We start from the raw sequence: 23,696 nt of genomic DNA on the forward strand, positions 1-23,696 counted from the left end.
GCCAAACCCACACTGATCCCGACGGCGGCACCAACCAGGCTGCAAATCCACAAAGCTTTATTCACACATGTCTATAGTACAGCGGGACTGACCTCTGCTCCTGCTGAGACCATACTGCATGCCGATTCCGCCTCCGCTCCCCCGCTTCATGTGAGGTCCTGGGTCAAGCTCGAGGAGGCGTGACGGCTAAGCTCGAAACCATGAGTTCCTTGAAAACGAAGGCGGCAGCCACAACGTCCGGAAAAACGGTGCTGGCAGCGGCGGCTGCCGATGTCGTGCTGATCCTTGCGTTCGCCGCCATCGGCCGCGACGCGCACCACCGCGAGGAGCCCATCCTGGGTGTGCTGCTGACTGCATGGCCCTTCCTTGCCGGCGCGGCAGCGGGATGGGTCGTTTCCCGCGCCTGGCGCAGCCCTTTGTCTGCCCTCCGGGCGGGTGTTCCGGTCTGGCTCGGCAGCCTCATCGGCGGCATGCTTTTGCGCGCGCTGACCGCACAGACGGTTGTCCTCCCCTTCGTCATCGTTGCCACGCTGGCCCTCGCAACGTTCCTCGTGGGCTACCGGCTCCTGGCTGCCGGTGCCGCGCGTCTCCGCCGCCGATAGGGGCTCTCCGCCCGAAGGGCGGGCTGCCGGGAAAAGGACGCCCGTGTAATAGGCTGGCAGTAGAGAGAAACCTGCCGTGACTTGCTGCGGCGGAACTGATCGAAGGGGTACAAACGTGGTCACCGCATTTGTTCTGATCAAGACTGACGCCGCCCGCATTCCCGAGACTGCGGAGGAAATCTCAGCCATCGAAGGCATCAGTGAGGTGTACTCCGTCACTGGAGAATGGGATCTGATTGCGGTGGCGCGCGTCCACCGGCACGAGGACCTGGCTGATGTTATCGCCGACCGGCTCTCCAAGGTTCCTGCAGTGGTCCACACCACCACGCACATCGCATTCCGGGCGTACTCACAGCACGATCTCGACGCTGCCTTTTCCCTGGGCTTCGAGCAGTAACCCGCCAAGCCGTCCTCAGGCGCGGGACAGGGACACCCAACGGTCCAGGACGGCTGCAGCGGCGCCGGAATCTATCGATTGCGCAGCCCGCGCGTAGGCCTTCTGCATCCTCGCCAGGAACGGGCCTTCCGCTTCACGGTCGAAGGCAACCAGGCCTGCCGCCGCATTCACCAGGACCGCGTCCCGGGCAGGACCCTCCTTGCCGGCAAGCACGTCACGGACAACTCCTGCGTTTGCCACTGCATCACCGCCGCGAAGCTGCTCAACGGTGGCCAGGCTGATGCCAAGGTCCTCCGGGGAGAAGAACAGTTCAGTGACGCCCCCGCCGCGGATCTCCCACACGGTGGACGGGCCGGTGGTGGTGAGTTCGTCCAGGCCGTCGTTGCCCCGGAACACCAGCCCCCTGCTCCCCCGCCGGGCCAGGACGCCTGCAACGAGCGGCGCCATCCGCGCATTGGCCACGCCGACGGCCGACGCCTGCACCTTGGCAGGGTTGGTCAGCGGTCCCAGGAAGTTGAATGCGGTAGGTATTGCCAATTCGCGCCGGGGTACCGCGGTATGGCGGAATGACGGGTGGAACACCTGCGCGAAACAGAATGTGATACCCGCCTCTTCGGCGTTCCGGGCCACCTGCGCAATGGACAGGTCGAGCCGGACGCCGAGCGCTTCGAGCACGTCAGCGGATCCCGACGACGACGACGCGGCCCGGTTGCCGTGCTTCACCACCTTTGCGCCGGCCCCGGCGGCCACAAGCGCGGCCATGGTGGAGATGTTGACGGTGTTAAGTTGGTCACCACCGGTGCCGACGATATCCAGCTTCTCGCCGGAAATTTCCACCGGGTTGGCATGCGCCAGCATCGCCTCAACCAGGCCGGAAAGCTCATCCACGGTTTCGCCCTTGGCGCTGAGGGCCACCAGGAATCCGGCGATCTGGGCCGGCGTGGCTTCGCCGGACATGATGGTGTCCATGGCCCAGGACGTGTTCTCCGCCGTAAGGTCATTGCCCTTGATCAGTGCCGAGATCAGCCGGGGCCAGGTGTTGCCGGACGCTGCAGATGCCTGTGAAGTCACCTGCTGATGCTATCGAGCGATGGCAGGCACTGACCAATGTGAACGGTGCCGGGAACTTTTCCGGGCAATTTCGCGTCTTTGTAGAAAAAGTCCTCCCAAAAGGCGGTTTGCGTTGGGCAGCACGGACTTTTACAGACATAATGTCTATGTGACATCTGCGACCCATGCCCCCAGTACCCCGGCGCACCCAACGCTGAACCGCCCCAACATGGTTTCTGTCGGAACCGTTGTGTGGCTGTCCAGCGAGTTGATGTTCTTCGCCGGTCTTTTCGCCATGTACTTCACGCTCCGCTCTACGAGCGGTGAAATGTGGGCTGAAGAGACAGCCAAGCTCAACTTCCCCTTTGCGCTCGTCAACACGATTGTCCTTGTGGCCAGTTCCTTTACTTGCCAGATGGGCGTCTTCGCCGCAGAGCGGCTGCAGCCCCGGCGTACCGGAGGTGCCCTTCAGTTCGCCCGTTGGGGAATGAACGAATGGTTCACCCTGACGTTCCTCATGGGTGCGTTCTTCGTTGCCGGCCAGACCACCGAATACGCGATGCTGGTTTCCGAGCACGTCTCGCTTTCCTCCAACGCCTACGGCTCTGCCTTCTACATGACCACCGGCTTCCACGGCCTGCACGTCATCGGCGGGCTTATCGCCTTCCTGCTCATCATGGGCCGGTCCTTTGCCGCGAAGAAGTTCGGACACTTTGAAGCTACGTCCGCGATCGTCACCTCGTACTACTGGCACTTCGTTGACGTCGTGTGGATCGGCCTCTTCCTGGTCATCTACGTACTCAAGTAGCCAGCTTTGATTCTTTTTCTACAAGAGGCAGAATTTCAGGTAGCGGCTCCCGGAGCCGGCGCAGGATCGAATAAAGGAACCACCACGTGAAGGCACTCTCACAAAAGCGGCGTCACCCACTGGCAGCAATAGCGCTGCTTCTGATGGGGCTCCTCATCACGGGTGGGCTGTACGCCGTGGCAACCTCCATGAATGAGGCCAAGGCGAGCACCACCACCGCAAGCGCAAGCGACGTCGAAGAGGGCGGCAAGCTGTTTGCCGCCAACTGCGCCACCTGCCACGGCATGGGCGCCAGTGGTTCCAAGGATGGCCCCTCCCTGGTTGGCGTCGGCGCTGCCGCTGTTGACTTCCAGGTGGGCACCGGCCGCATGCCGATGCAGATGAACGGTCCCCAGGCAATGAAGAAGCCGGTCCAGTTCAACGAACAGCAGACCTCACAGCTTGCAGCCTACGTCGCTTCGCTGGGAGCCGGCCCGGCAATTCCTGCAGAAGACCTGACAAACGGCGGCGGCGACGCCGCAGCCGGCGGGGAGCTCTTCCGCACCAACTGCGCCATGTGCCACAACGCCGCCGCAGCCGGCGGCGCGCTGACCCAGGGCAAGTTCGCGCCCGCCCTGGCCGACGTCAGCGGCAAGCACATTTACGAGGCCATGGCCACGGGCCCGCAGAACATGCCCGTCTTCAACGATGCCAACATCACCCCCGAAGGCAAGAAGGACATCATCACCTTCCTGAAGCAGATCGAGACCACCGGTTCGCCGGGCGGTGCCGACCTGGGTTCGCTTGGCCCCGTCGCTGAAGGCCTGTTCGTATGGGTTGCCGGTTTGGGCGTCATTATCGCCTTCACCATCTGGCTGACTTCCAGGACGTCCTGACTTTCCGCGGGAAGCACACAACTTCTGCTGCCCAGTCAGCAGCTTGAAATTAGAAACTAACCCGGCACAACCGCCGGGACGAGAGAAGGATGAGGCGAATTATGGGCAACCATAGTGACGGCAGTCCGAACCACTCGGGCACCGTAGCTACGGCTGGTCAGAATGAGGTGGAGAAGTTCCAGGATCCTGGAATTCCCCCGCATCGTTTGCGCCTGGCTGACACGGACCCGAAGGCCGCAAAGCGGGCAGAACGGCAGGTCGCCTTACTATTTGGCATCTCTGTTGTTGGAACCCTGATCTTCCTGGTGGCGTACTTCGCCATTGATTTGGGTGATGACTCCAGCATCGCCACCATCCGGCTCCAGAACGCCCTGCTCGGTGTAGGTACTGCCTTTGCCATGCTGGGTATCGGTACCGGCATCGTGCACTGGGCCAAGGCCCTGATGCCCGACCACGAAGTCTCCGAAGAACGCCACGCCATCCGCTACGAGGAGGACCGCCAGGCGGCTGTCCGCATCGTCGACGACATCGTGGAAGAGACCGGCATCAAGCGCCGTCCGCTGATCCGCAACACCCTGCTCGGTGCTGTGGCGCTCGCCCCGCTTCCCGCCGTCGCCATCTTCGGTGACCTCGGACCCCGTCCGGACGACAAGCTCGCACACACCATGTGGGCCCCCCAGGACGGAAAGCGCAAGCGCCTGACCCGTGACCCTGACGGAACTCCCATCAAGGCTTCGGACGTCACCATCGGCTCGGCCTTCCACGTCATCCCGGAAGGCCTGAACGAACTCGAGGAAGGCAAGCTTAACGAGAAGGCAAAGTCCGTTGTGCTGCTCATGCGCCTTGATCCCGCATCGCTCAACCCGTCCAAGGGCCGCGAAGAGTGGGGCTACAACGGCATCGTTGCCTACTCGAAGATCTGCACCCACGTTGGCTGCCCCGTTGCTCTGTACGAGCAGCAGACGCACCACCTGCTGTGCCCGTGCCACCAGTCCACCTTTGACCTCACGCAGGAGTGCAAGGTGATCTTCGGCCCCGCCAGCCGTCCTCTCCCCCAGCTGCCCATCGCAGTTGATGACGAGGGCTACCTGGTCGCTACCAGCGACTTCCATGAACCCGTAGGACCAAGTTACTGGGAGCGTGATTCGCATGAGCGCAGCATCAACAGCTGAGCCGGCTTTCGTCGCCAAAACCAAGACAGGTCGGATCACCGACTTCGTCGACTCACGAGTCGGCGGTTCGGGGATCCTCCGCGAGTTCGGCCGCAAAGTCTTCCCGGACCACTGGTCGTTCATGTTTGGTGAAGTGGCGCTGTACTCATTCGTCATCCTGCTGCTGTCGGGTACCTTCCTGACGTTCTTCTTCGACCCGTCAATGGCGGAGACGCACTACGACGGCGGCTACGTTCCGCTGAAGGGCGTGGAGATGTCGGTGGCGTACAGCTCATCGCTGAACATCTCCTTCGATGTCCGTGGCGGCCTGTTCATGCGCCAGGTGCACCACTGGGCAGCACTGCTGTTCGTTGCGTCGGTGGCAGTACACATGCTGAGGGTCTTCTTCACCGGTGCGTTCCGCCGGCCGCGTGAAATGAACTGGGTTGTGGGCTGTGTCCTGCTCATCCTGGCGATGGCTGCAGGCTTTACCGGCTACTCGCTCCCCGATGACCTGCTGTCCGGCAACGGCCTGCGCATTATCGACGGTGTCATCAAGTCCATTCCGGTCATCGGAACGTACATCTCGTTCTTCCTGTTTGGCGGGGAATTCCCGGGAACGGCCATCATCAGCCGCCTGTACATGCTGCACATCCTGCTGGTACCGGCCCTGATCCTGCTGATGATCGTGGCCCACCTGTTCATGGTGGTGGTGCACAAGCACACGCAGTACCCGGGTCCGGGACGCAACGACAACAACGTCGTCGGCTACCCCCTCGGTCCGGTGTACGCAGCGAAGGCCGGCGGATTCTTCTTCATCGTCTTCGGCGTCATTGCCCTGATGGCCGCGTTCTTCACCATCAACCCGATCTGGAACTACGGCCCGTACGACCCCTCCCCTGTGTCGGCCGGTACGCAGCCTGACTGGTACATCGGTTTCGTCGACGGCGCACTCCGGTTGATGCCGGGCACCTTCGGCAACTGGCACGTGGAGCAGATCTTCTTCGGACACGTCTTCACATTCAACGTCCTGCTGCCGGCCCTCGTGCCGGCCGGGATCCTGTTCACCGTGATGTTCACGTACCCGTGGATCGAGCGCTGGGTGACCAAGGACGACCGTGAACACCACGTCCTGGACCGCCCCAGGAACGCGCCCACCCGTACCGCCATCGGCATGGCAGGTTTCGTCTGGTACTGCGTCATGTGGGCCGCTGCTGGTTCGGACCTCATCGCCACGCACTTCCACGTTTCCCTGAACGACGTCACGTACTGGCTGCGGGCCCTGTTCTTCATCGGTCCGGTGATCGCATTCGTGGTTACCAAGCGCGTTGCCCTGGCGCTTCAGCGCAAGGACCGGGAGATCGCCCTCCACGGCCGTGAAACCGGACGCATCGTCCGTCTTCCCCACGGTGAGTTCATCGAGGTGCACGCGCCCCTGGATGAGTACAAGCGGTACAAGCTGGTGGGCTTTGAGTCACCTCAGGTCCTTCCTGCGGTCCCCAACGAGCATGGCGTGGTCACCCGCAAGGAAAAGCGCCGCGCATTCCTCTCCCGCTGGTTCTTCGAGGACCGCGTAGCCCCGGCCACGCCCGCTGAGCTGGAGGCCACACACGGCCACGGACACGAGGCTGTTGAAGCGGCAGAAGGAAGCAAGAGCCTGACCCACTAGGCTTCTGTTCCAACAGGAAAGGCCCGATCCATCCGGATCGGGCCTTTCCTGTTTTCCTGGGCTGTGCTGCCCACGCCCCCCGCAGGGGAACGGATGGTTGGGGCGGCTAGTGGTTGCGGGCCCTCCTGGCTCCGGGCCGCTGCAGGGGCACCCACAGCTTGTACCGGTCCGCACGGTAGTAGGAGACCGAGTAGTCAACCATTGCCCGGGCCACAAAGGCATGCCGCTGGATCTTCAGCAATGGTGCCCCCACTTCGACGTTGAGGAGGCGCGCCGTGGACGGTGACGCCGCCGTCGCCTCGATCATGTCCTCCCCCCATTCCATAACAAGCCCGTACTGCTCGCTGAGGACGTTGTAGAGCGACGTGGGCGGCTCGCCGTCCAGCAGTCCCGGGACCCGATGAGCCGGTATGAAGTTTTCGTCCACGCTCATGGGCTCCCCGTCCGCAAGAAGCAGCCGGCGGAAGCGGACCAGCGGGGTGCCCTCGTCCAGCTGCAATTCACGGGCCAGGAACGCACTGGCACCGATCTGTTCGAAGCTGAGCACTTTGGCGGCAGGCACCATGCCGCGCCGCTGCATTTCTTCGCTGTAGGACGTGAGCTTCACCTGCAGGTCGACTTTCGGCCGCCGGACGAAGGTTCCCAGGCCCACCACCCGCTCGATGACCTCCTCCCCCACCAGTGCATCGATGGCTTGCCGCACCGTCATCCTTGCAAGCCCAAACCGTTCGGCGAGGTCCCGTTCCGAGGGCAGGGCTGAACCCGGCGGGCATGACTCCGCGATGTACGCGCGAAGGATTTCCCGGAGTTGGACGTAGATGGCCGTTCCGCTGCTGCGGTCTATTTCCCCCGTGATTGCGGCGGCGCCAGCTGCCATGATCGTTCTCCTGCCGTTGGGTGTCCCCTCAATTTTAGAACGGTCTAGACCAGCCACGGACCGCGGCAATCTTTCGCGCCGCATCCGTGCAGGCAGCTATATTTGGTCTGGAAATTTTGCCACGAGACGGAGGGGGCCGTCTTTCACAGAAGGAGTCCCTTTGCCAACAGAAAAGGCCGTGGTGGCAGCGCCCGCGGGCCTGCATGCACGTTCCGCCGCGGTGTTTGTCCGAGCCGTCACCGACACGGGCCTGCCGGTGACCATCAGCAAGGCAGGCGCAGACAAGGCCGATGCCCGTTCCCTGCTTCAGGTGATGACGGCTGACTTCCCACAAGGCTGTGAGGTGGAGCTGTCCATTAGCGACAGTGCGCTGGAAGGCGGCCTGGGGCGCGAGCAGGCCGAGAACGCGCTGCGGGAGCTTCGAGGACTTTTAGAGTCGCAGGGAGCCATCTAGGGGCTTCCAAAAGCGTAATAACGACGTCGGGCCCCACCGGAAGGTGGGGCCCGACGTCGTTATTCGTTTGCTTGCTTAGTGCGCGTGGTCACCGCGGCTGTACTCGTACACCCAGCCCACGAGGGCCACGATGGCGAGGCCACCTGCGATGAAGATGACCCAGGCGCCTACGGCCAGGCCCAGGAAGCCGGTGGCGCAGGCGATGCCCAGCACCAGGGGCCACCAGCTCCAGGGGCTGAAGTGCCCCTGCTCGCCGGCGCCTTCGTGGATTTCAGCGTCGCTGCGGTCCTCGGGACGAAGACCGACGCGCCTTCCGGTGAAGCCGAGGTAGGCCCCGATCATGCCGGCGAGGCCACCCACAAGCAGGATGCCCAGGATGCCGACCCACTCACCCCAGCTGGTCAGGAATCCGTAGACCAGAGCGACGGGAACGAAGAAGAAGACTCCAGAACCAAAGATCCAGGATTCGATTTTCACTGTGCGGTGTCCTTCTGGTCGGCGTTGCCGAGGACCGCTGCTGCGGGTGCCGGCGACTCAACGGTGTGGACCTGGCGAAGTTCCGGGTGGTGCAGGTCCAGGGCGGGACGCTCCGAACGGATCCGGGGCAGGGACGTGAAGTTGTGGCGCGGCGGCGGGCAGGACGTGGCCCACTCCAGCGAAGCACCGAAGCCCCACGGATCATCAACCTGGACCTTTTCGGCGCTGCGCCAGGTGATGTAGACGTTCCAGAAGAACGGGATCAGTGACGCACCCAGCACGAACGATGCCACGGTGGAGAACTGGTTCATCCAGGTGAAGTTGTCCTCCACGAGGTAGTCGGCGTAGCGGCGGGGCATGCCCTCGACGCCGAGCCAGTGCTGGATCAGGAAGGTGCCGTGGAAGCCCAGGAACAGCAGCCAGAAGTGGATCTTGCCCAGGCGCTCGTTGAGCATCTTGCCGGTCCACTTGGGCCACCAGAAATAGAACCCGGCGAACATGGCGAACACCACGGTGCCGAACACCACGTAGTGGAAGTGCGCCACCACGAAGTAGGAGTCCGAAACGTGGAAGTCCAGCGGCGGGGAGGCCAGGATGATGCCGGTGAGGCCGCCGAAGAGGAAGGTGATCATGAAGCCGATGCTCCAGAGCATCGGCGTTTCGAAGGTCAACGAGCCGCGCCACATGGTGCCGATCCAGTTGAAGAACTTTACGCCGGTGGGCACCGCGATGAGCATGGTCATGAAGGAGAAGAACGGCAGCAGGACGGCGCCGGTGACGTACATGTGGTGGGCCCACACCGTCACGGACAGGGCTGCAATGGCGATAGTGGCGTAGACCAGGCCCTTGTAGCCAAAGATCGGCTTGCGGCTGAAGACCGGGAAGATCTCCGACACGATGCCGAAGAACGGCAGCGCAATGATGTACACCTCCGGGTGGCCGAAGAACCAGAACAGGTGCTGCCAGAGGATGGCGCCGCCGTTGGNCGGCTGAAGACCGGGAAGATCTCCGACACGATGCCGAAGAACGGCAGCGCAATGATGTACACCTCCGGGTGGCCGAAGAACCAGAACAGGTGCTGCCAAAGAACAGCGCCGCCGTTCTCGGGATCGAAGATGTGGGCGCCGAACTTGCGGTCCGCGCCGAGCGCGAACAGGGCGGCGGCCAGCGGCGGGAATGCCATGAGCACCAGGATGGCGGTGATCAGGGTGTTCCAGGTGAAGATGGGCATCCGCCACATGGTCATGCCCGGGGCGCGCATGCAGATGATGGTGGTGATGAAGTTGACCGCACCAAGGATGGTGCCGAAGCCGGACAGCGCCAGGCCGAAGACCCACAGGTCACCGCCGATGCCCGGGGTGAACGTCGTGTTCGACAGCGGCGCATAGGCGAANCAGGATGGTGCCGAAGCCGGACAGCGCCAGGCCGAAGACCCACAGGTCACCGCCGATGCCCGGGGTGAACGTCGTGTTCGACAGCGGCGCATAGGCGAACCAGCCAAAGGACGCTGCGCCCTGCGGGGTGATGAAGCCGGACACCGCGATGGTGGAACCGAACAGGAAGAACCAGAAGGCCAACGCATTCAGGCGCGGGAACGCCACGTCAGGAGCGCCGATCTGCAGCGGCATGATCACGTTGGCGAACCCGGCAAACAGCGGGGTGGCGAACATCAGCAGCATCACCGTGCCGTGCATGGTGAACAGCTGGTTGTACTGCTCCTTGGTCTGCAGGATCTGCATGCCGGGCTCGAACAGCTCGGCGCGGATGAGCAGCGCCATGACACCGCCCAGGCAGAAGAACACGAAGGACGCAATCAGGTACATGTACCCGATGGTCTTGTGGTCGGTGGAGGTGATCCAGTTGACGACGATGCGCCCCTTGGATTTAGGTACCACGGGAGCCGACAGGACTCCCGCAGGTGCGGATTGGGTGTACGTAGCCACGTCGCTCCCCTTACTTGGTTTCGTTCAGGTTCGGGTTGCGGTCGTACTCGGCACCGAGCAGGCCGGTGTTGCCTTCGGCCTTGAGCTGGTCCATGTGAGCCTGGAATTCGGATTCCGACACCACCTTGACGCGGAACAGCATTTCGGAGTGGTACTCGCCGCAGAGTTCGGCACATTTGCCGTCGTAAGTGCCCTCTTTAGTGGGGGTGAACCGGATGTAGTTGGGCTTGCCGGGGATCATGTCGCGCTTCTGCAGGAAGGCGGGAACCCAGAAGGAGTGGATGACATCGCGGGCGTTGAGTTCGAGGTCAACAGACTTGTTCACCGGCAGGTACAGGGTGGGGAGCTGTTCCTTGTCGATGGTGTTGCCGGTGAGGTGGGCCTGGACACCGGCTTCGTGCAGGTCTTCCTGGATGACGTCGCCGGACTTGTAGTTGAAGTCCCAGGCCCACTGCTTGCCGCGGACGTCCACAACGACGTCGGCCGGCTGTGAACGGTCATCGATCGCCTGCTGGTCGCGGTCCGTGAAGTAGAAGAACACCAGGACCATGAAGATGGGGATGGTCAGGTAGAAAACTTCCAGCGGAAGGTTGAAGCTGGTCTGCCGCGGGAAGCCAACGGTTCCCTTGCGGCGGCGGTAAGCGACCAGGCACCAGATGATCAGGCCCCACGTAATGGTGCCCACCACGAGCGCAGCAATCCATGAGTTGACCCAGAGGTCCATGATGCGGTCAGTGTTGCTGGTGGTGCCACGTTCAGTGGGCATCCACCCTTTCTCTACCTCTGGCGAACATCCGGTCAAAACCAACGCGCCGGCAATTGCCAAGCTTGAGATCGTGGTGATCGTTTTGCGTCGGCTGCCGGTTCGGTTCTGCGAACTCACAGACGGCCCTTCCTACTTGTTGCTGTTGTCCGGGCAGCCATCGGCGCTCCGGGCACAAAAAAGTTTTACTACTCGGTGTAGAGCTTACCGCTCCGCCGGGCGTTTCGCCCACATGTCGGCGCCGAGCCCCCATGCCGTTTTGGACGGCAGGAAACCCGGCGCGGACATCAGGCGAAATAACCGGCTTAGTGGAATGAATCGCCGCAGGCGCAGGAGCCGCCGGCGTTCGGATTGTCGATGGTGAAGCCCTGCTTGGAGATGGTGTCTTCGAAGTCGATGCTGGCGCCGCTCAGGTACGGCACGCTCATCTTGTCCACGACGACTTCGACGCCGTCGAAGTCGCGCACGGCATCACCATCAAGGAGCCGTTCGTCGAAGTAGAGCTGGTAGATCAGCCCCGAGCATCCGCCAGGCTGCACGGCCACGCGCAGGCGCAGGTCGGTGCGGCCTTCCTGTTCCAGGAGGCTGCGGACCTTGCCTGCAGCGACATCGGTCAGGTTGACCTCGTGAACGGGCAGTTCGTCGCTGGCCACGCTGGTGGCGGCGGTGCTGTTTTCGTTGGTTGCGGTGCTCATTGGCCTACCTTCTTAGGACGGTCTGGCGGCGTCGCCGTAACGGCGCCTGCCCCTACAAATACGGTATGGGCTATAGCTACATGCTACGCGCGGCAGTCCTGTAGCTCTAACTCCTGGCGTAACCGTCAAAGCACGCCGGTTGTTCCCTGACAGCCGCCTGCCCGGCGTTCACGACGGAAGGCCCATTACTTGCCGGTTGAAAGGCCTTCACTGTTCAGCCGCGCGAGCATGAGGGCCTCGGCCAGTATGGCGTTGCGGAAGTCACCGATGTGCAGGGACTCGTTGGCACTGTGTGCCCGTGAATCCGGGTCTTCCACGCCCGTCACCAGGATTTGCGCTTCGGGGTACAGGTCCGTCAGGTCGGCAATGAACGGGATGGAACCGCCGATTCCGGTTTCGACGGCGGGAACTCCCCAGGCCTCGCCCAGGGCCCACATCGCAACCGTTGCCGCAGCAGAGGAAGTGTCCGTCCGAAACGGATTGCCTGCCTCCCCCGGAGTGAAGACGACCCTCGCACCAAATGGGGCGTTGGCCTCCACGTGGCGGCGGACCGCCTCCATGGCCTCCGCGGGAACCTGGCCCGGCGCCAGCCGCAGGCTGAACTTTGCCCGTGCGCGCGGAAGGAGGGTGTTGGAGGCAACGTCCACGGCGGGTGCGTCGAAGCCGATGATTGACAATGCCGGCTTGGACCACAGCCGCGAGGCGATGCTTCCCGTTCCAGCCAGCCGGACGCCGTCGAGCACGGAGGCATCGGCGCGGTAAACCGCCTCCGGCATGTCGACCCCGGCCGTGTCGCTGGACACCAGGCCCTCAATGGCCACGTTCCCATCCGTGTCGTGAAGGGTGGCGATCAGGCGGGACAGCAGGGTGGGGGCATCCAGCACCGGGCCGCCGTACATGCCGGAATGCACCGCATGGTCAAGGACCTGCACCTCAATCGTGCCATCCACGAGCCCACGCAGGCTGGTGGTCAGGGCAGGTACGCCGACCTTCCAGTTGCTGGAGTCGGCCACCACAATGACGTCTGCGCGGAGCAGCTCGCGGTTCGCCTCCAGGAATGTCCGGAACGTGGGCGATCCTGCTTCCTCCTCCCCCTCGATGAAGAAGGTGACGCCCAGCCCCAGGGAATCGGCGAGGACTTCCGAAACGGCTGCGTAAGCAGCAATGTGTGCCATGATGCCGGCTTTGTCGTCAGCGGCGCCGCGGCCGTAGAGGCGGCCGTCCTTCTCGACGGCGGTAAACGGCGTTGTTTCCCACAGGGACTCGTCCCCCACCGGCTGGACGTCATGGTGGGCGTAAAGCAGGATGGTCGGTTTTCCTTTTGCGGCAGGCCGGCGGGCGACGACGGCCGGCCCGCCTGGCGTGCCGTCGGCCTTGTTGACGGACAGGACCTGGACCCCGCCGATCCCCACACCCCGGAGGAGTTCGGCGACGGCCTCCGCGCTGCGCTCCAGTGGCATGCGGTCGAAGCTTGGCCAGGCGATGCCCGGGATGGCCACGAGGTCCTTGAGACGTGCCAAAGTTTGATCGAAGGAACGGTCCACCGCAGCACGGAGATCTTCCGTCCTGCCGATGGCCTCAGGGCCTGGTCCTGATGTTCCGGTGGTGCTGTGCGGGGTGGCCGCGGGTGATGAAGTCATGGCCAAAACATTACCCCCGTCACATTCCGCGGCCTGCCGCCGCAGACGCGGGGGCAGGCAGCGGGCGGGCTGCTGCAAGGTATTCTGTTCTGGTGTTCGGACGTAGAAAAGAAGCGCCCTCGGCGCAGGAAACCATAGACCAGCAGGCAGCGGAGACGGCGGCGCGGCAGAACAGTGCCGCGGGCAAGGGTGCCCCTACCCCCACCCGGAAGGCCCAGGAAGCTGCCCGCAAGCGCCCGCTCGTGCCTGAGGACCGCAAGGCGTCCAAGGCTGCCGAACGCCAGGCCATCCAGGACCAGCGCCTCAAGATGCGGCGGGCCATGGACACCGGCGACGAGAAGTTCCTGCCGCTGCGCGACAAGGGTCCGCAGAAACGGTTTGCCCGCGACTTTGTGGATGCGCGGTTCAACCTTGGCGAATACCTGATGTTCGGCGCCCTGGTCTTCGTGCTGGTTTCCCTGGTGGTCCCGGCCTCCAGCGACATGATGATTTACGTCCTGGGCGCTTTCTGGGTCATGTTCCTGGCAGTCTTCGTGGACGTCTTCATTCTGTCGCGCAAGCTCCGCAAGCGGCTGGCGGAAAAGTTCGGCGAGGTGGAGCGCGGTACTGTCTGGTACGGCTCCATGCGGTCCCTGCAGTTCCGGAAACTGCGGCTGCCCAAGCCCCAGGTCCAGCGCGGACAGTACCCTGCCTGACCCTGCATCCACTTAAGAACGAAAAGCCCGGCGGTGTTCCGCCGGGCTTTTCGTTCTTATCGGGATCCGCTTTCCCGCAGCAACCTGCCTGCAGCGCCTAGGAGCGGCGGTTCTTTGCCAACTGCTTGTTGATCCGTGCCGCCCAGAACGGTCCTTCGTAAAGGAACGCGGTGTAGCCCTGCACCAGGGTTGCACCGGCGTCCAGCCTTTCCTGGACGTCCCGGGCCGACTCCACGCCGCCAACGGACACCAAGGTCAGGGCGTCGCCCGTAGCGTTCCTGAGCCGCTTCAGCACCTCCAGCGAACGCTGCTTCAATGGTGCACCGGAGAGGCCGCCGGCTCCGCACTTCGCCACCTCTTCTGCCGGCGAGGACAGTCCTGAACGGCCAATGGTGGTGTTGGTGGCGATGATGCCGTCCAGCTTCAGGTCGAGGGCAAGGCGCGCGACGTCGTCGATGTCCTCATCGCTGAGGTCCGGGGCAATCTTGACCAGCAGGGGCACATGCCGGCCCGCGGCCCGGTCCGCTTCCTGCCCCACGGCTGTCAGGAGCGGCCGGAGCGTCTCCACGTCCTGGAGCAACCGCAGGCCCGGGGTGTTGGGGGAACTGACGTTTACCACCAAATAGTCGGCGGCAGGCGCCAGGCTGCGGGCGCTCACCAGGTAGTCGTCCACGGCATCGGCCAGTTCCACCACCTTGGTTTTGCCGATATTGACGCCGATGACCGGACGAACCTCCGGGTACCGCCGCTGGAGCGCGGCGCGTGCTGCCCTGAGCCGGGGTGCAACGGCGGAGGCGCCGTCGTTGTTGAATCCCATCCGGTTGATGACGGCCCGGTCCTGGACCAGGCGGAACAAGCGCGGCTTTTCGTTGCCGGGCTGCGCCTGGCCGGTGATGGTGCCCACTTCAATGTGTCCGAATCCAAGCTCCGTGAGGGCCTCGATGCCGTGCCCTTCCTTGTCGAAGCCGGCAGCCAGCCCGAACGGTGACGGAAAGGTGACGCCAAAGGCTGTGGTCTGGAGCGACGGCGCCGGAGCAGTCAGTTTCCGCAGGACTCTCCCCGCACCGGAAGAATGTGCGAGCCGTATCCCCTTGAATCCGATCTTGTGGGCGCGCTCGGCGTCCATCCATGAAAAGGCCAGCCTGAAGAAAGTGGGATAAACGCGCATGCCTCCAGTTTCCCGTCTCCGGGGGCGCCGCACCAAAACGGAGACGCCGAAGTTCGAACAGCACAGTTCGGACAGCACAGTTCGGACAGCACAGTTCGGAAAGCGCAGTTCGGACAGCGCGGTCCGGTGTGCCGGTTTAGCATGAGGGCATGCAGTGGCAGCAGGACATCCTGGGCGGTGACTTCGAGTCACACTCCTTCGCGGCCACCGGACGTGACGGGGTTGAACGGAGGGCAACGCTGGTGCGCGTCCGGCCATCTCCCGACAGGGACCCTGCCGGCGGCAGCCGCCGGGCCGTGCTCTTCCTGCACGGTTGGAGCGATTATTTCTTCAACGTGGACCTGGCACGGTTCTGGGCTGCGGCCGGCTACGACTTCTATGCCCTGGACATGCACAACCACGGACGAAGCCTTCGTCCGGAAGCACCGGGCGGGTACGTGGCCGACCTCGCCGCCTACGACGCTGAAATCGAAGAGGCAATCCGCATCATCCGGGATGCAGGCGCACCGGGTCCCCTGGCCCTGATGGGCCACTCCACGGGCGGCCTGGTGGCAGCCCTGTGGACCACCCGCCATCCGGAAGCTGTTTCGCTGCTGATCCTCAACAGTCCATGGCTGGAAATGCACGGCAGTCCGCTGGTGCGGCGCGCTGCATCCAGCATGGTGCGCCCCTTGGCCCGCTTCCGCCCTGAGTTGGTCCTCCGGCTGCCGGAACGCGGCCACTACTGGCGGACCATCAGCAGCTCTGCCGACGGCGAGTGGCCGCTTGACGAGCGGTACCGCCCCCGCATGGCCTTTCCGGTGCGCGCCGGCTGGCTTAGGGCGGTGCTCGCCGGGCAGGCGAAGGTGGCCCGCGGCCTGGGGATCCAGGCGCCGATCCTGGTACTGCTTTCCAAGGGCAGCGCGAACGGGCTCCTCTGGTCCGAGGAAATGCGCCGCACCGACGCGGTCCTGGACGTCAACACCATCAGCGCCAGGGCCCTCACCCTGGGCCGCACCGTAACCGTGGAGCGGATCGACGGTGCGCTGCACGACGTCTTCCTGTCACCCGAACCGGTCCGGGCCGATGCCTACAGGCGGCTGGCCCGCTGGTTGCGGGCGTATGGATGAAGCTATTCCGCCGGGGCAGCGGGCGCCGAGGGAGCAGCGGCGGCGTCCACGGCGCCACCGTACCGGCGGTCCCGCCTGGCATACTCCTCGACGGCAGCCCAGAGCGTGCGCCTGTCCACATCCGGCCACAGCGTGTCCATGAACACGAACTCCGCGTAGGCCGACTGCCAGAGCATAAAGTTGGACAGCCGCTGCTCCCCCGAGCTGCGCAGAAACAGGTCCACGTCAGGCAGGTCGGGCTCGTCCAGGTACTTCTGGATGGTCCGCTCGGTAATGGCGCCAGGCTTCAACTTGCCTGCCGCCACATCGGCGGCAATCGCTGAGACCGCGTCAGTGATCTCTGCCCTGCCGCCGTAATTAACACACATGGTCAAGTTACAGGTGGTGTTGGCCGCCGTGAACTCTTCGGCTTCCTCCAACTCACGGATGACCGAACCCCACAGCCGCGGCCGGCGCCCCGCCCAGCGGACCCGCACGCCCCAGTCGTCCAACTGGTTCCGCTGCCTTCGCAGCACATCCTTGTTAAATCCCATCAGGAAGCGGACTTCCTCAGGCGACCTGCGCCAGTTTTCCGTGGAGAACGCGTACACGCTGACGTACTCGATGCCCAGTTCGATGGCCCCTGCCATGACATCGAGCAGCGCCGGCTCCCCTGCCTTGTGCCCCTCGATCCGCGGCAATCCCCGCTGGTTGGCCCAGCGGCCGTTGCCGTCCATGACGATGGCCACGTGCCGGGGAATGAATTCAGCCGGAATAGTGGGTGCCACCGCGCCGGACGGGTGCGGGTACGGCGCCACCACGGGATGCGTGCGCCGGCGCGGTGCGTTGTTCTTTTTTCCCAGGGCCACTGTCAGCTACGCTCCACATGTTTGAGGGATTTCAGTACTCGTTCCAGATGCCACTGCAGGTACGCGGCCACCAGGCCCGCTGCTTCCTTGCGATGCTGCGGCAGGGAAGCATCCGCCGTCGTCCAGTCCCCGGTCAGCAGCGCTGCCAGCAGCGTCACGGTCTCTGCAGCGGGTGCGGGGGAACCGGGCGGCCGGCACTGTGCACAAACCATGCCGCCAAGGGGCGCGGAGAAGGCCGTGTGCGGGCCCGGCATGCCGCAGCGGGAGCAGTCCGTGAAACTGGGCGCCCACCCGCCGGTGGCAAGGGCGCGCAGAAGGTAGGAGTCCAGGATGAGGCCAGCCGCATGTTCGTTGCGGCTCAGCGCAGCGAGGGCGCCCACCAGCAGGTTGTATTGTGCGGTACCGGCCTCGCCGTCGACGTCCGTCAGTTTCTCAGCCGTCTCCGTCATGGCGGCGGCCACCGTATACCTGCCGTAGTCCGCGGCGATGCTTCCGCCGTATGCACCCTTTGCCACGGCCTGCGTGACGATGTCCAGCGTCCGCCCTGACACCAACTGGAGATCGGCCACCATGAAGGGCTCAAGCCGGGCACCGAAACGGCTGCTGGTGCGGCGCACTCCCTTGGCGACGGCACGGACCTGCCCGTGGTGCTTCGTCAGGAGCGTGATGATCCGGTCCGCCTCGCCCAGCTTGTGGGTACGGAGCACCACGGCGTCGTCCCGGTACGCCCGGGAGGCAAAAGAGTGTTGGACCACGCTCTATCTTCCCATCCTGCCCGGCAGCTCGCTGCCAGGCCACGGTGGTGCCTCCGGAGGAAACCGGCGGCACCACCGGTGGGTATCAGGCCTGGGCGTCCCGGATGGCGCGGTTGACCGCGGAGATCACGGCCTTGAGGGAGGACATGCTGGTGTTGGCATCGATGCCTACACCCCACAGCACCCGCTCCCCCACCGCGCATTCGACGTAGGCCGCGGCCATGGCGTTGCCGCCTTCGGACAACGCGTGTTCGCTGTAGTCCAGCACGCGGACATCCACGCCGTCCTCATGCAGGATGTTCAGCAGGGCCGCAATGGGGCCGTTGCCGGTGCCGGTGCGGCTGACCTGGGCACCATCGATGGTGAGCGACGCGTGCAGCGTCATGCCGCCGTCGGCGTCTGTTTCCGTCTTGACGGCCCCCAGCGAGTAACGGCCCCACTGCCCGTCGGCCCGGCCGGACGGCAGGTATTCGTCCTGGAAAATCTGCCACAGCTGCGCGCCGCTGACTTCCCCGCCCACGGTGTCGGTGCGGCGCTGGATGACGCCGGAGAATTCGATCTGCGCGCGGCGCGGCAGGTCCAGGCTGTGCTCGTTCTTCAGCAGGTAGGCCACGCCGCCCTTGCCGGACTGGGAGTTCACCCGGATGACGGCCTCGTAGCTGCGGCCCAGGTCCTTGGGATCCACAGGGAGGTACGGAACCTGCCAGGTGAAGTCGTCCACGGGCTTGCCGGCTGCTGCAGCATCGCGCTCCAGCGCTTCGAAGCCCTTCTTGATGGCGTCCTGGTGGGAGCCGGAGAAGGCGGTGAACACCAGGTCGCCGCCGTACGGCGAACGTTCCGGGACGGGCAGCTGGTTGCAGTACTCCACGGTGCGCCGGACGTCGTCGATGTTGGAGAAGTCGATCATGGGGTCGATGCCCTGGACGAACAGGTTCAGGCCCAGCGTCACCAGGTCCACGTTTCCTGTGCGTTCGCCGTTCCCGAAGAGGCAGCCCTCGATGCGGTCGGCGCCTGCCATGTAGCCCAGCTCGGCGGCGGCGACGCCGGTTCCGCGGTCGTTGTGCGGGTGCAGGGACAGGATGATGCCGTCCCGAGGGTGCAGGTGCCGGCTCATCCACTCGATGGAATCGGCGTAGACGTTGGGCGTGGCCATTTCCACCGTGGCGGGCAGGTTGATGATCACCTGCCGGTCGGCGGACGCTTCAAAGACATCCGCGACGGCGTTGCACACCCGGACGGCGTACTCGAGCTCCGTACCCGTGAAGGACTCCGGGGAGTACTCGTAGGTCACGTGCGTGTCCACGAGTGTTTCCTCGTACTTCTTGCACAGGCGGGCACCCTGCAGTGCGATGTCCAGGATGCCGTCCTCGTCCTGGTTGAAGACCACGCGCCGCTGCAGCACGGACGTGGAGTTGTAGAGGTGGACGATGGCCTGCTTGGCACCCACCAGGGACTCGTAGGTCCGTTCGATGAGGTGTTCCCGCGCCTGCGTCAGGACCTGGATGGTGACGTCGTCCGGGATGTGGTTGCCCTCGATGAGCTGGCGGACAAAGTCGAAGTCCGTCTGGGAAGCGGACGGGAAACCGACCTCGATTTCCTTGTAGCCCATGCGGACCAGCAGGTCGAACATCTTCATCTTGCGCGCCGGGCTCATGGGATCGATCAGGGCCTGGTTTCCGTCGCGCAGGTCCACCGCGCACCACCGCGGGGCCTTGGTGATGATCTTGTCCGGCCAGGTGCGGTCCGGCAGTTCAACCTTGATCAGGTCCTGGAAGGGCGTGTACCGGTGGGCGGGCATTCCGGAGGGCTTTTGTGCGTTACGCATGATGTTCGTGGCCTTTTCTATCGATCTTCAGTGAAAGGGTGGCCGGGCAACACAAACTCCGCAGCGAGGGTGGGCCGTGCGCTAGATAGCGTCTGTGGCCTCGCCGCGGCAGCTAAGGAGAAGGAACTCTGCACGCACTCTTTGAGCGTAACACGGGTGCGTAAGATGAAAGGGCACTACCGTCCGTAAAGTCCAGCATGCAGACGCCTCCGGTGGTCAGCCGGACGCAGGCGTTCGAGCAAAGGAGTTGCAGTGCCCATTTCGGGGATCGATCTGTCCACCATTGATCACACAGTCCGGCCTCAGGACGACCTTTACCAACATGTCAACGGCGCCTGGTTGAAAGCCACCGAAATTCCGGACGACCGGCCCCTGGAGGGAACCTTCACCGCTCTTCGCGACGGGTCCGAAATCGCTGTCCGGGACATCATCGAGGAGGCGGCGGCCAAGGGCGCGGACGCCAGCGGGATCGAACGGAAGATCGGCGGCCTCTACAACAGCTTCATGGACGAAGCGACAGTGGAAGGCAAGGGCATGGAGCCGATCCGCGGGCGGCTCGGCGACGTGTTCGCCACGGGCTCGGTAGCTGACCTCATCGCACTGGCGGGCCGGTTGTTCCGTGCGGACGTGGGCGGGCTTTTCTACATCTACCCGGCCCCCGATGCGGGGAACCCTGACCGGGTCCTGTTGTACACCGGGCAGGGTGGCCTGGGCCTTCCCGACGAGTCGTACTACCGGGAAGAGAAGTTCGCACCCATCGTGGCGGCCTACACCGCGCACGTGCAGAAAATGTTTGAACTGGCCGGGGTGGCCGATCCCCATGGTGCGGCCGGGCGGGTTGTCGAACTGGAGACGAAGCTCGCGTCCCACCACTGGGACAATGTCACCCTCCGGGATCCGCAAAAGACCTACAACCTGAAGACGGCGGAGGAAGCCAATGCGCTGTTCCCCCTCCTGGCCACGTGGTTCGACGCCGCGGGAATCGACGCAGACAAGCGTACGGAAATCGTGGTGAGCACCCCTGACTTCTTCACCGGTGCCGCCGGCCTCCTGGACGAAGTTCCGGTGGCAACGTGGCAGGAGTGGCTGGCCATGCGCGTCGTCGGCGCCGCTGCACCTTATCTGTCGGCAGCCTTTGTGGACGCCAATTTCGCGTTTTACGGCACCACGATCAGCGGCACGCCCCGCAACAAGGACCGGTGGAAGCGCGGCGTTGGCGTCGTCGAAGCCGCCCTTGGTGAAGCTGTGGGCCAGATCTACGTGGCCCGCCATTTCCCCGAATCGCACAAGGCACGGATGCAGACCCTGGTGGCCAACCTTATCGAGGCCTACCGCCGCAGCATTAATGACGTTGCATGGATGGGCGGGGACACCAAGGCCGAGGCCCTCCGGAAGCTGGAGGCCTTCCGGGCCAAGATCGGCTACCCGGACGAGTGGATTGACTACTCAGCCGTGGAGATCGACCCCGCGGACCTCCTGGGGAACGTCGAACGCGCCCACAATGCCGACGTCGACAGGCACCTGGATGAGGTGGGCAAGCCGGTGGACCGGAACAAGTGGCTGATGACGCCGCAGACGGTTAACGCCTACTACCACCCGATGATGAACGAAATCGTGTTCCCGGCAGCGATCCTGCAGCCGCCCTTCTTCACCGCCGACGCGGACGACGCCGTGAACTACGGCGGCATTGGCGCCGTCATCGGCCACGAGATCGGGCATGGCTTTGATGACCAGGGCTCACAGTTCGACGGCGGCGGAGCGCTCCGCAACTGGTGGACGGACCAGGACCGCCAGGCTTTCGAGGCGCTGACGGCGCGGCTTGTGGCCCAGTTCGATGCGCTCTCCCCCGCTGCAGCGCCCGGACACCACGTCAACGGACGCCTGACATTGGGCGAAAATATTGGTGACCTGGCAGGCCTGACCATCGCCTACAAGGCCTACCAGATCAGCCTGGACGGGAAGGAACCGGAGGTCCTGGACGGGCTGACCGGTGAACAGCGCTTCTTCGCTTCCTGGGCAGCAGGCTGGCGCCAGGTCATCCGGCAGGAGGAGGCCATCCGGCGCCTTGCCACCGATCCCCACTCCCCCAACGAGTTCCGGACCAACGCGATCGCCAGGAACCTGGACCCGTTCCACGAAGCGTTCGACGTCACCGAGGAGGACGGCATGTGGATGCCGCCCGCCGAGCGGGTCAGCATCTGGTAGCCGCATAACAGAAATGGGCCCCGCCGTTGCCGGCGGGGCCCATTTTGTTGCCTGCCGGAGGTACTGCTGCCTGCAGCTGTACCAAGGCATGGAACGTCGCTACCGGCGCACGATCAGTTCGGGATTCGCCTGCTGGCAGACCTTGTCCCCGGCGGTCTGGTTGACGATGTCCTGGGGCAATGCTGCGGCAGGACTGCCGGCCTCATAGGCGGTGCCGGTGGTGAAGTCGCTGCCGAGGTAAACCTGTACGCCGGTCACGCCGGGAGCCGGAATCATCAGGGTGGCAGGAATCCCCAGCATGGCAGCGACATCTGCTGCCACGTCATCGAAGCCGTTGCCGTAATACACTGCCGTCTTGGCCACGGGCTGGGCCAGGAACTGGCCCGTCTGGGCGAAGCCGCCCGACACCAATGCCTGGACGATTTCCTGGGCGCGGCCTGCGACGCCGCTTCCGTTGGCGACGGTTACGGGCTGGATGGCCTTGTTGTAGGGCGGCACCGGCGGGGCTGTCTCAGTAGGGGCCGCGGACGGGGTTGCCGATTCAGTGGGTGACGGCGTGGTGGGCGCGGTGGGGTCGGTGAGGTCCACGTTCTTCCGCATTGCCGAGAAGAGCTGTGCGCCCGCTGGTTCGGCGATGACCAGCCGGTTGGGATCGATGGGTGCCGGCGTGGTGGGCACCGCGACAAACGCGACCTTGCCGATGTCGATGTTCTTGAGCCGGTTGCCGATCGTCAGCAGGGTGGGGACAGAGGCAAGGCCGTCATCCACTGTCAGGTTCTGGGTTACGACGTCCGCGATCTTCAGCATCTTCGCGGGATCGGACAGGGTTCCATCGTCCTTGATCTTGCGGGTCAGCGCCGAGAGGAAGCCCTGTTGCGCCTTGATGCGGCCAAGGTCGCCGCCGTCGGCAAAGGCGTGGCGGGTGCGGAGGAAGGCAAGCGCCATCTCGCCCTGCACGGTCGAGGTTCCGGCCGGCAGCCGCAGCCGGGAATCAGGATCGTAGACGGCGTCGCTGATGCAGACTTCCACACCACCCACGGCGTTGGAAAGTTCCTTCACGGCGTTGAAGTCGGCCATCATGAAGTGGTCCACCTGCATGCCGGTGAGCTTGTTGACGGTATCCACGGCGCAGCCGATGCCGGCCTCGCTCATGGCCTCATTGATCATGACGCCGGTGCGGGCAGGATAGTCCTTGCCGGTCTTCTTGTCCTTGCAGTCAGGAATGTCCACCAGCAGGTCGCGCGGAAAGCTGATGACGTTGACGCGCTTGTTGTCCTCGGAGATGTCCATCAGCATCATCACGTCCGACTTGCCATAGCCCGTGGAATCGTCGGCTGTGCCATATTGCGAGTTTTTTCCGTCGCGGGTGTCCGAGCCGAGGATCAGGATCTGCAGCCGGCCCGTGGCATCGTTCCCGGGGGATTCGGTGCTTTCGCCGCCGGCATTCAGCGGCGCCTTGGAGATGTTGTTCTGCAGCCGGAGGAACCAAAAACCGGCAAAGGCGATCCCGGCCACGAGGACCAGCGCCATGACACCCGTGACGGCTTTGAGCCAGATGGGCATCCCGCGCAGCGTACCGAGGTGCCGGGCGGCACCTACGGCGCCGCCGTTCGCGTGGCGGGATACCGGTCCCGGTCCGGCTGACAGGTCAGCCCCGTTGTCGCGTTTGTCGCGGCCTCGACCCACGTCG

22 protein-coding genes and 2 pseudogenes are annotated in these 23,696 nt (G+C 64.2%); 10 read left to right on the plus strand and 14 right to left on the minus strand.

The genetic code is table 11. The features are described 5' to 3' along the window. Window positions 1-200: 200 nt before the first annotated feature. Window positions 201-602: a DUF3054 domain-containing protein gene (locus ASG79_RS09395; RefSeq protein ID WP_043425344.1), complete on the plus strand. Its 402-nt coding sequence runs from the start codon at window positions 201-203 to the stop codon at window positions 600-602. Between the two features lie 115 nt (window positions 603-717). Further along, the gene (locus ASG79_RS09400; protein WP_043456257.1) at window positions 718-999 is read left to right on the plus strand and encodes an Lrp/AsnC family transcriptional regulator; all 282 of its coding nucleotides are present in this window, start codon (window positions 718-720) and stop codon (window positions 997-999) included. Between the two features lie 15 nt (window positions 1,000-1,014). Here ASG79_RS09400 and trpD read toward each other — a convergent pair whose 3' ends face one another. Continuing rightward, a complete protein-coding gene (gene trpD, locus ASG79_RS09405) occupies window positions 1,015-2,070 on the minus strand; it encodes an anthranilate phosphoribosyltransferase (RefSeq protein ID WP_018771095.1) in 1,056 nt (351 codons plus the stop codon). A 112-nt stretch (window positions 2,071-2,182) separates the two neighbouring features. Between trpD and ASG79_RS09410 the strand changes: the two genes are divergently transcribed. From ASG79_RS09410 to ASG79_RS09425, 4 genes are all read left to right on the plus strand, one after another. Continuing rightward, window positions 2,183-2,857: a heme-copper oxidase subunit III gene (locus tag ASG79_RS09410; protein ID WP_223991571.1), complete on the plus strand. Its 675-nt coding sequence runs from the start codon at window positions 2,183-2,185 to the stop codon at window positions 2,855-2,857. An 86-nt stretch (window positions 2,858-2,943) separates the two neighbouring features. Then, window positions 2,944-3,732 (plus strand): c-type cytochrome, encoded by a 789-nt coding sequence (locus tag ASG79_RS09415; RefSeq protein ID WP_056390383.1) that lies wholly within the window; start codon window positions 2,944-2,946, stop codon window positions 3,730-3,732. Between the two features lie 101 nt (window positions 3,733-3,833). After that, window positions 3,834-4,904 carry a ubiquinol-cytochrome c reductase iron-sulfur subunit gene (locus ASG79_RS09420; protein ID WP_026266047.1) on the plus strand — a complete coding sequence of 357 codons (1,071 nt, stop codon included), beginning with the start codon at window positions 3,834-3,836 and terminating at the stop codon, window positions 4,902-4,904. Next, window positions 4,882-6,552, plus strand: a complete 1,671-nt coding sequence (locus ASG79_RS09425; protein WP_056390387.1) for a cytochrome b — start codon at window positions 4,882-4,884, stop codon at window positions 6,550-6,552. Before ASG79_RS09420 ends, ASG79_RS09425 begins: the two co-directional genes overlap by 23 nt. 106 nt (window positions 6,553-6,658) lie before the next feature. Here ASG79_RS09425 and ASG79_RS09430 read toward each other — a convergent pair whose 3' ends face one another. Further along, the gene (locus tag ASG79_RS09430) at window positions 6,659-7,429 is read right to left on the minus strand and encodes a GntR family transcriptional regulator (RefSeq protein WP_018771087.1); all 771 of its coding nucleotides are present in this window, start codon (window positions 7,427-7,429) and stop codon (window positions 6,659-6,661) included. A gap of 160 nt (window positions 7,430-7,589) precedes the next feature. Between ASG79_RS09430 and ASG79_RS09435 the strand changes: the two genes are divergently transcribed. Next, complete coding sequence (locus ASG79_RS09435; RefSeq protein WP_082581715.1) at window positions 7,590-7,883, plus strand: HPr family phosphocarrier protein; 294 nt, start codon at window positions 7,590-7,592, stop codon at window positions 7,881-7,883. Between the two features lie 75 nt (window positions 7,884-7,958). Here ASG79_RS09435 and ASG79_RS09440 read toward each other — a convergent pair whose 3' ends face one another. The 7 genes and pseudogenes from ASG79_RS09440 to ASG79_RS09470 form a co-directional block, all read right to left on the minus strand. Then, complete coding sequence (locus tag ASG79_RS09440; RefSeq protein WP_056390391.1) at window positions 7,959-8,360, minus strand: cytochrome c oxidase subunit 4; 402 nt, start codon at window positions 8,358-8,360, stop codon at window positions 7,959-7,961. Beyond that, window positions 8,357-9,345 (minus strand): cbb3-type cytochrome c oxidase subunit I (locus tag ASG79_RS09445; RefSeq protein WP_235509776.1); only part of this gene is annotated, 989 nt, incomplete at its 5' end. The genes ASG79_RS09445 and ASG79_RS09440, both read right to left, overlap by 4 nt. 1 nt (window position 9,346) lies before the next feature. Continuing rightward, window positions 9,347-9,753: pseudogene (locus ASG79_RS24465) on the minus strand (cbb3-type cytochrome c oxidase subunit I); the annotation flags it as partial. Between the two features lies 1 nt (window position 9,754). After that, a pseudogene (locus ASG79_RS09455) lies at window positions 9,755-10,303 on the minus strand (cbb3-type cytochrome c oxidase subunit I); the annotation flags it as partial. 10 nt (window positions 10,304-10,313) lie between these two features. Next, window positions 10,314-11,186 (minus strand): cytochrome c oxidase subunit II, encoded by an 873-nt coding sequence (coxB, locus tag ASG79_RS09460; RefSeq protein ID WP_056390398.1) that lies wholly within the window; start codon window positions 11,184-11,186, stop codon window positions 10,314-10,316. Window positions 11,187-11,371: 185 nt separating this feature from the next. Further along, on the minus strand, window positions 11,372-11,761 hold the full coding sequence (locus ASG79_RS09465; RefSeq protein WP_018771082.1) for a HesB/IscA family protein: 390 nt from the start codon (window positions 11,759-11,761) through the stop codon (window positions 11,372-11,374). Window positions 11,762-11,946: 185 nt separating this feature from the next. Next, window positions 11,947-13,401 (minus strand): dipeptidase, encoded by a 1,455-nt coding sequence (locus ASG79_RS09470; RefSeq protein WP_056390402.1) that lies wholly within the window; start codon window positions 13,399-13,401, stop codon window positions 11,947-11,949. A 92-nt stretch (window positions 13,402-13,493) separates the two neighbouring features. On the opposite strand from ASG79_RS09470, the gene ASG79_RS09475 reads away from it, so the two are divergent. Next, window positions 13,494-14,096, plus strand: a complete 603-nt coding sequence (locus tag ASG79_RS09475) for a DUF3043 domain-containing protein (protein ID WP_018771080.1) — start codon at window positions 13,494-13,496, stop codon at window positions 14,094-14,096. A 97-nt stretch (window positions 14,097-14,193) separates the two neighbouring features. On the opposite strand, the gene ASG79_RS09480 is transcribed toward ASG79_RS09475, so the two are convergent. Next, window positions 14,194-15,264: a quinone-dependent dihydroorotate dehydrogenase gene (locus tag ASG79_RS09480; RefSeq protein WP_018769262.1), complete on the minus strand. Its 1,071-nt coding sequence runs from the start codon at window positions 15,262-15,264 to the stop codon at window positions 14,194-14,196. A 149-nt stretch (window positions 15,265-15,413) separates the two neighbouring features. Between ASG79_RS09480 and ASG79_RS09485 the strand changes: the two genes are divergently transcribed. After that, a complete protein-coding gene (locus ASG79_RS09485; protein ID WP_056390405.1) occupies window positions 15,414-16,373 on the plus strand; it encodes an alpha/beta hydrolase in 960 nt (319 codons plus the stop codon). A 2-nt stretch (window positions 16,374-16,375) separates the two neighbouring features. On the opposite strand, the gene ASG79_RS09490 is transcribed toward ASG79_RS09485, so the two are convergent. The 3 genes from ASG79_RS09490 to leuA form a co-directional block, all read right to left on the minus strand. Beyond that, window positions 16,376-17,221 carry an isoprenyl transferase gene (locus tag ASG79_RS09490; RefSeq protein ID WP_056390408.1) on the minus strand — a complete coding sequence of 282 codons (846 nt, stop codon included), beginning with the start codon at window positions 17,219-17,221 and terminating at the stop codon, window positions 16,376-16,378. A gap of 2 nt (window positions 17,222-17,223) precedes the next feature. Continuing rightward, window positions 17,224-17,976: a DNA repair protein RecO gene (gene recO, locus ASG79_RS09495; RefSeq protein WP_018769265.1), complete on the minus strand. Its 753-nt coding sequence runs from the start codon at window positions 17,974-17,976 to the stop codon at window positions 17,224-17,226. Between the two features lie 85 nt (window positions 17,977-18,061). Beyond that, complete coding sequence (gene leuA, locus ASG79_RS09500) at window positions 18,062-19,801, minus strand: 2-isopropylmalate synthase (protein ID WP_018769266.1); 1,740 nt, start codon at window positions 19,799-19,801, stop codon at window positions 18,062-18,064. Window positions 19,802-20,053: 252 nt separating this feature from the next. On the opposite strand from leuA, the gene ASG79_RS09505 reads away from it, so the two are divergent. Continuing rightward, window positions 20,054-22,006, plus strand: a complete 1,953-nt coding sequence (locus ASG79_RS09505) for a M13 family metallopeptidase (protein WP_056390411.1) — start codon at window positions 20,054-20,056, stop codon at window positions 22,004-22,006. A 99-nt stretch (window positions 22,007-22,105) separates the two neighbouring features. Here the strand turns inward: ASG79_RS09505 and ASG79_RS09510 are convergent, their stop codons facing one another. Continuing rightward, window positions 22,106-23,692: an LCP family protein gene (locus ASG79_RS09510; RefSeq protein ID WP_018769268.1), complete on the minus strand. Its 1,587-nt coding sequence runs from the start codon at window positions 23,690-23,692 to the stop codon at window positions 22,106-22,108. Between the last annotated feature and the right edge of the window lie 4 nt (window positions 23,693-23,696).

The sequence above is a fragment of the Arthrobacter sp. Soil761 genome, from assembly GCF_001428325.1.
Lineage (GTDB): Bacteria > Actinomycetota > Actinomycetes > Actinomycetales > Micrococcaceae > Arthrobacter.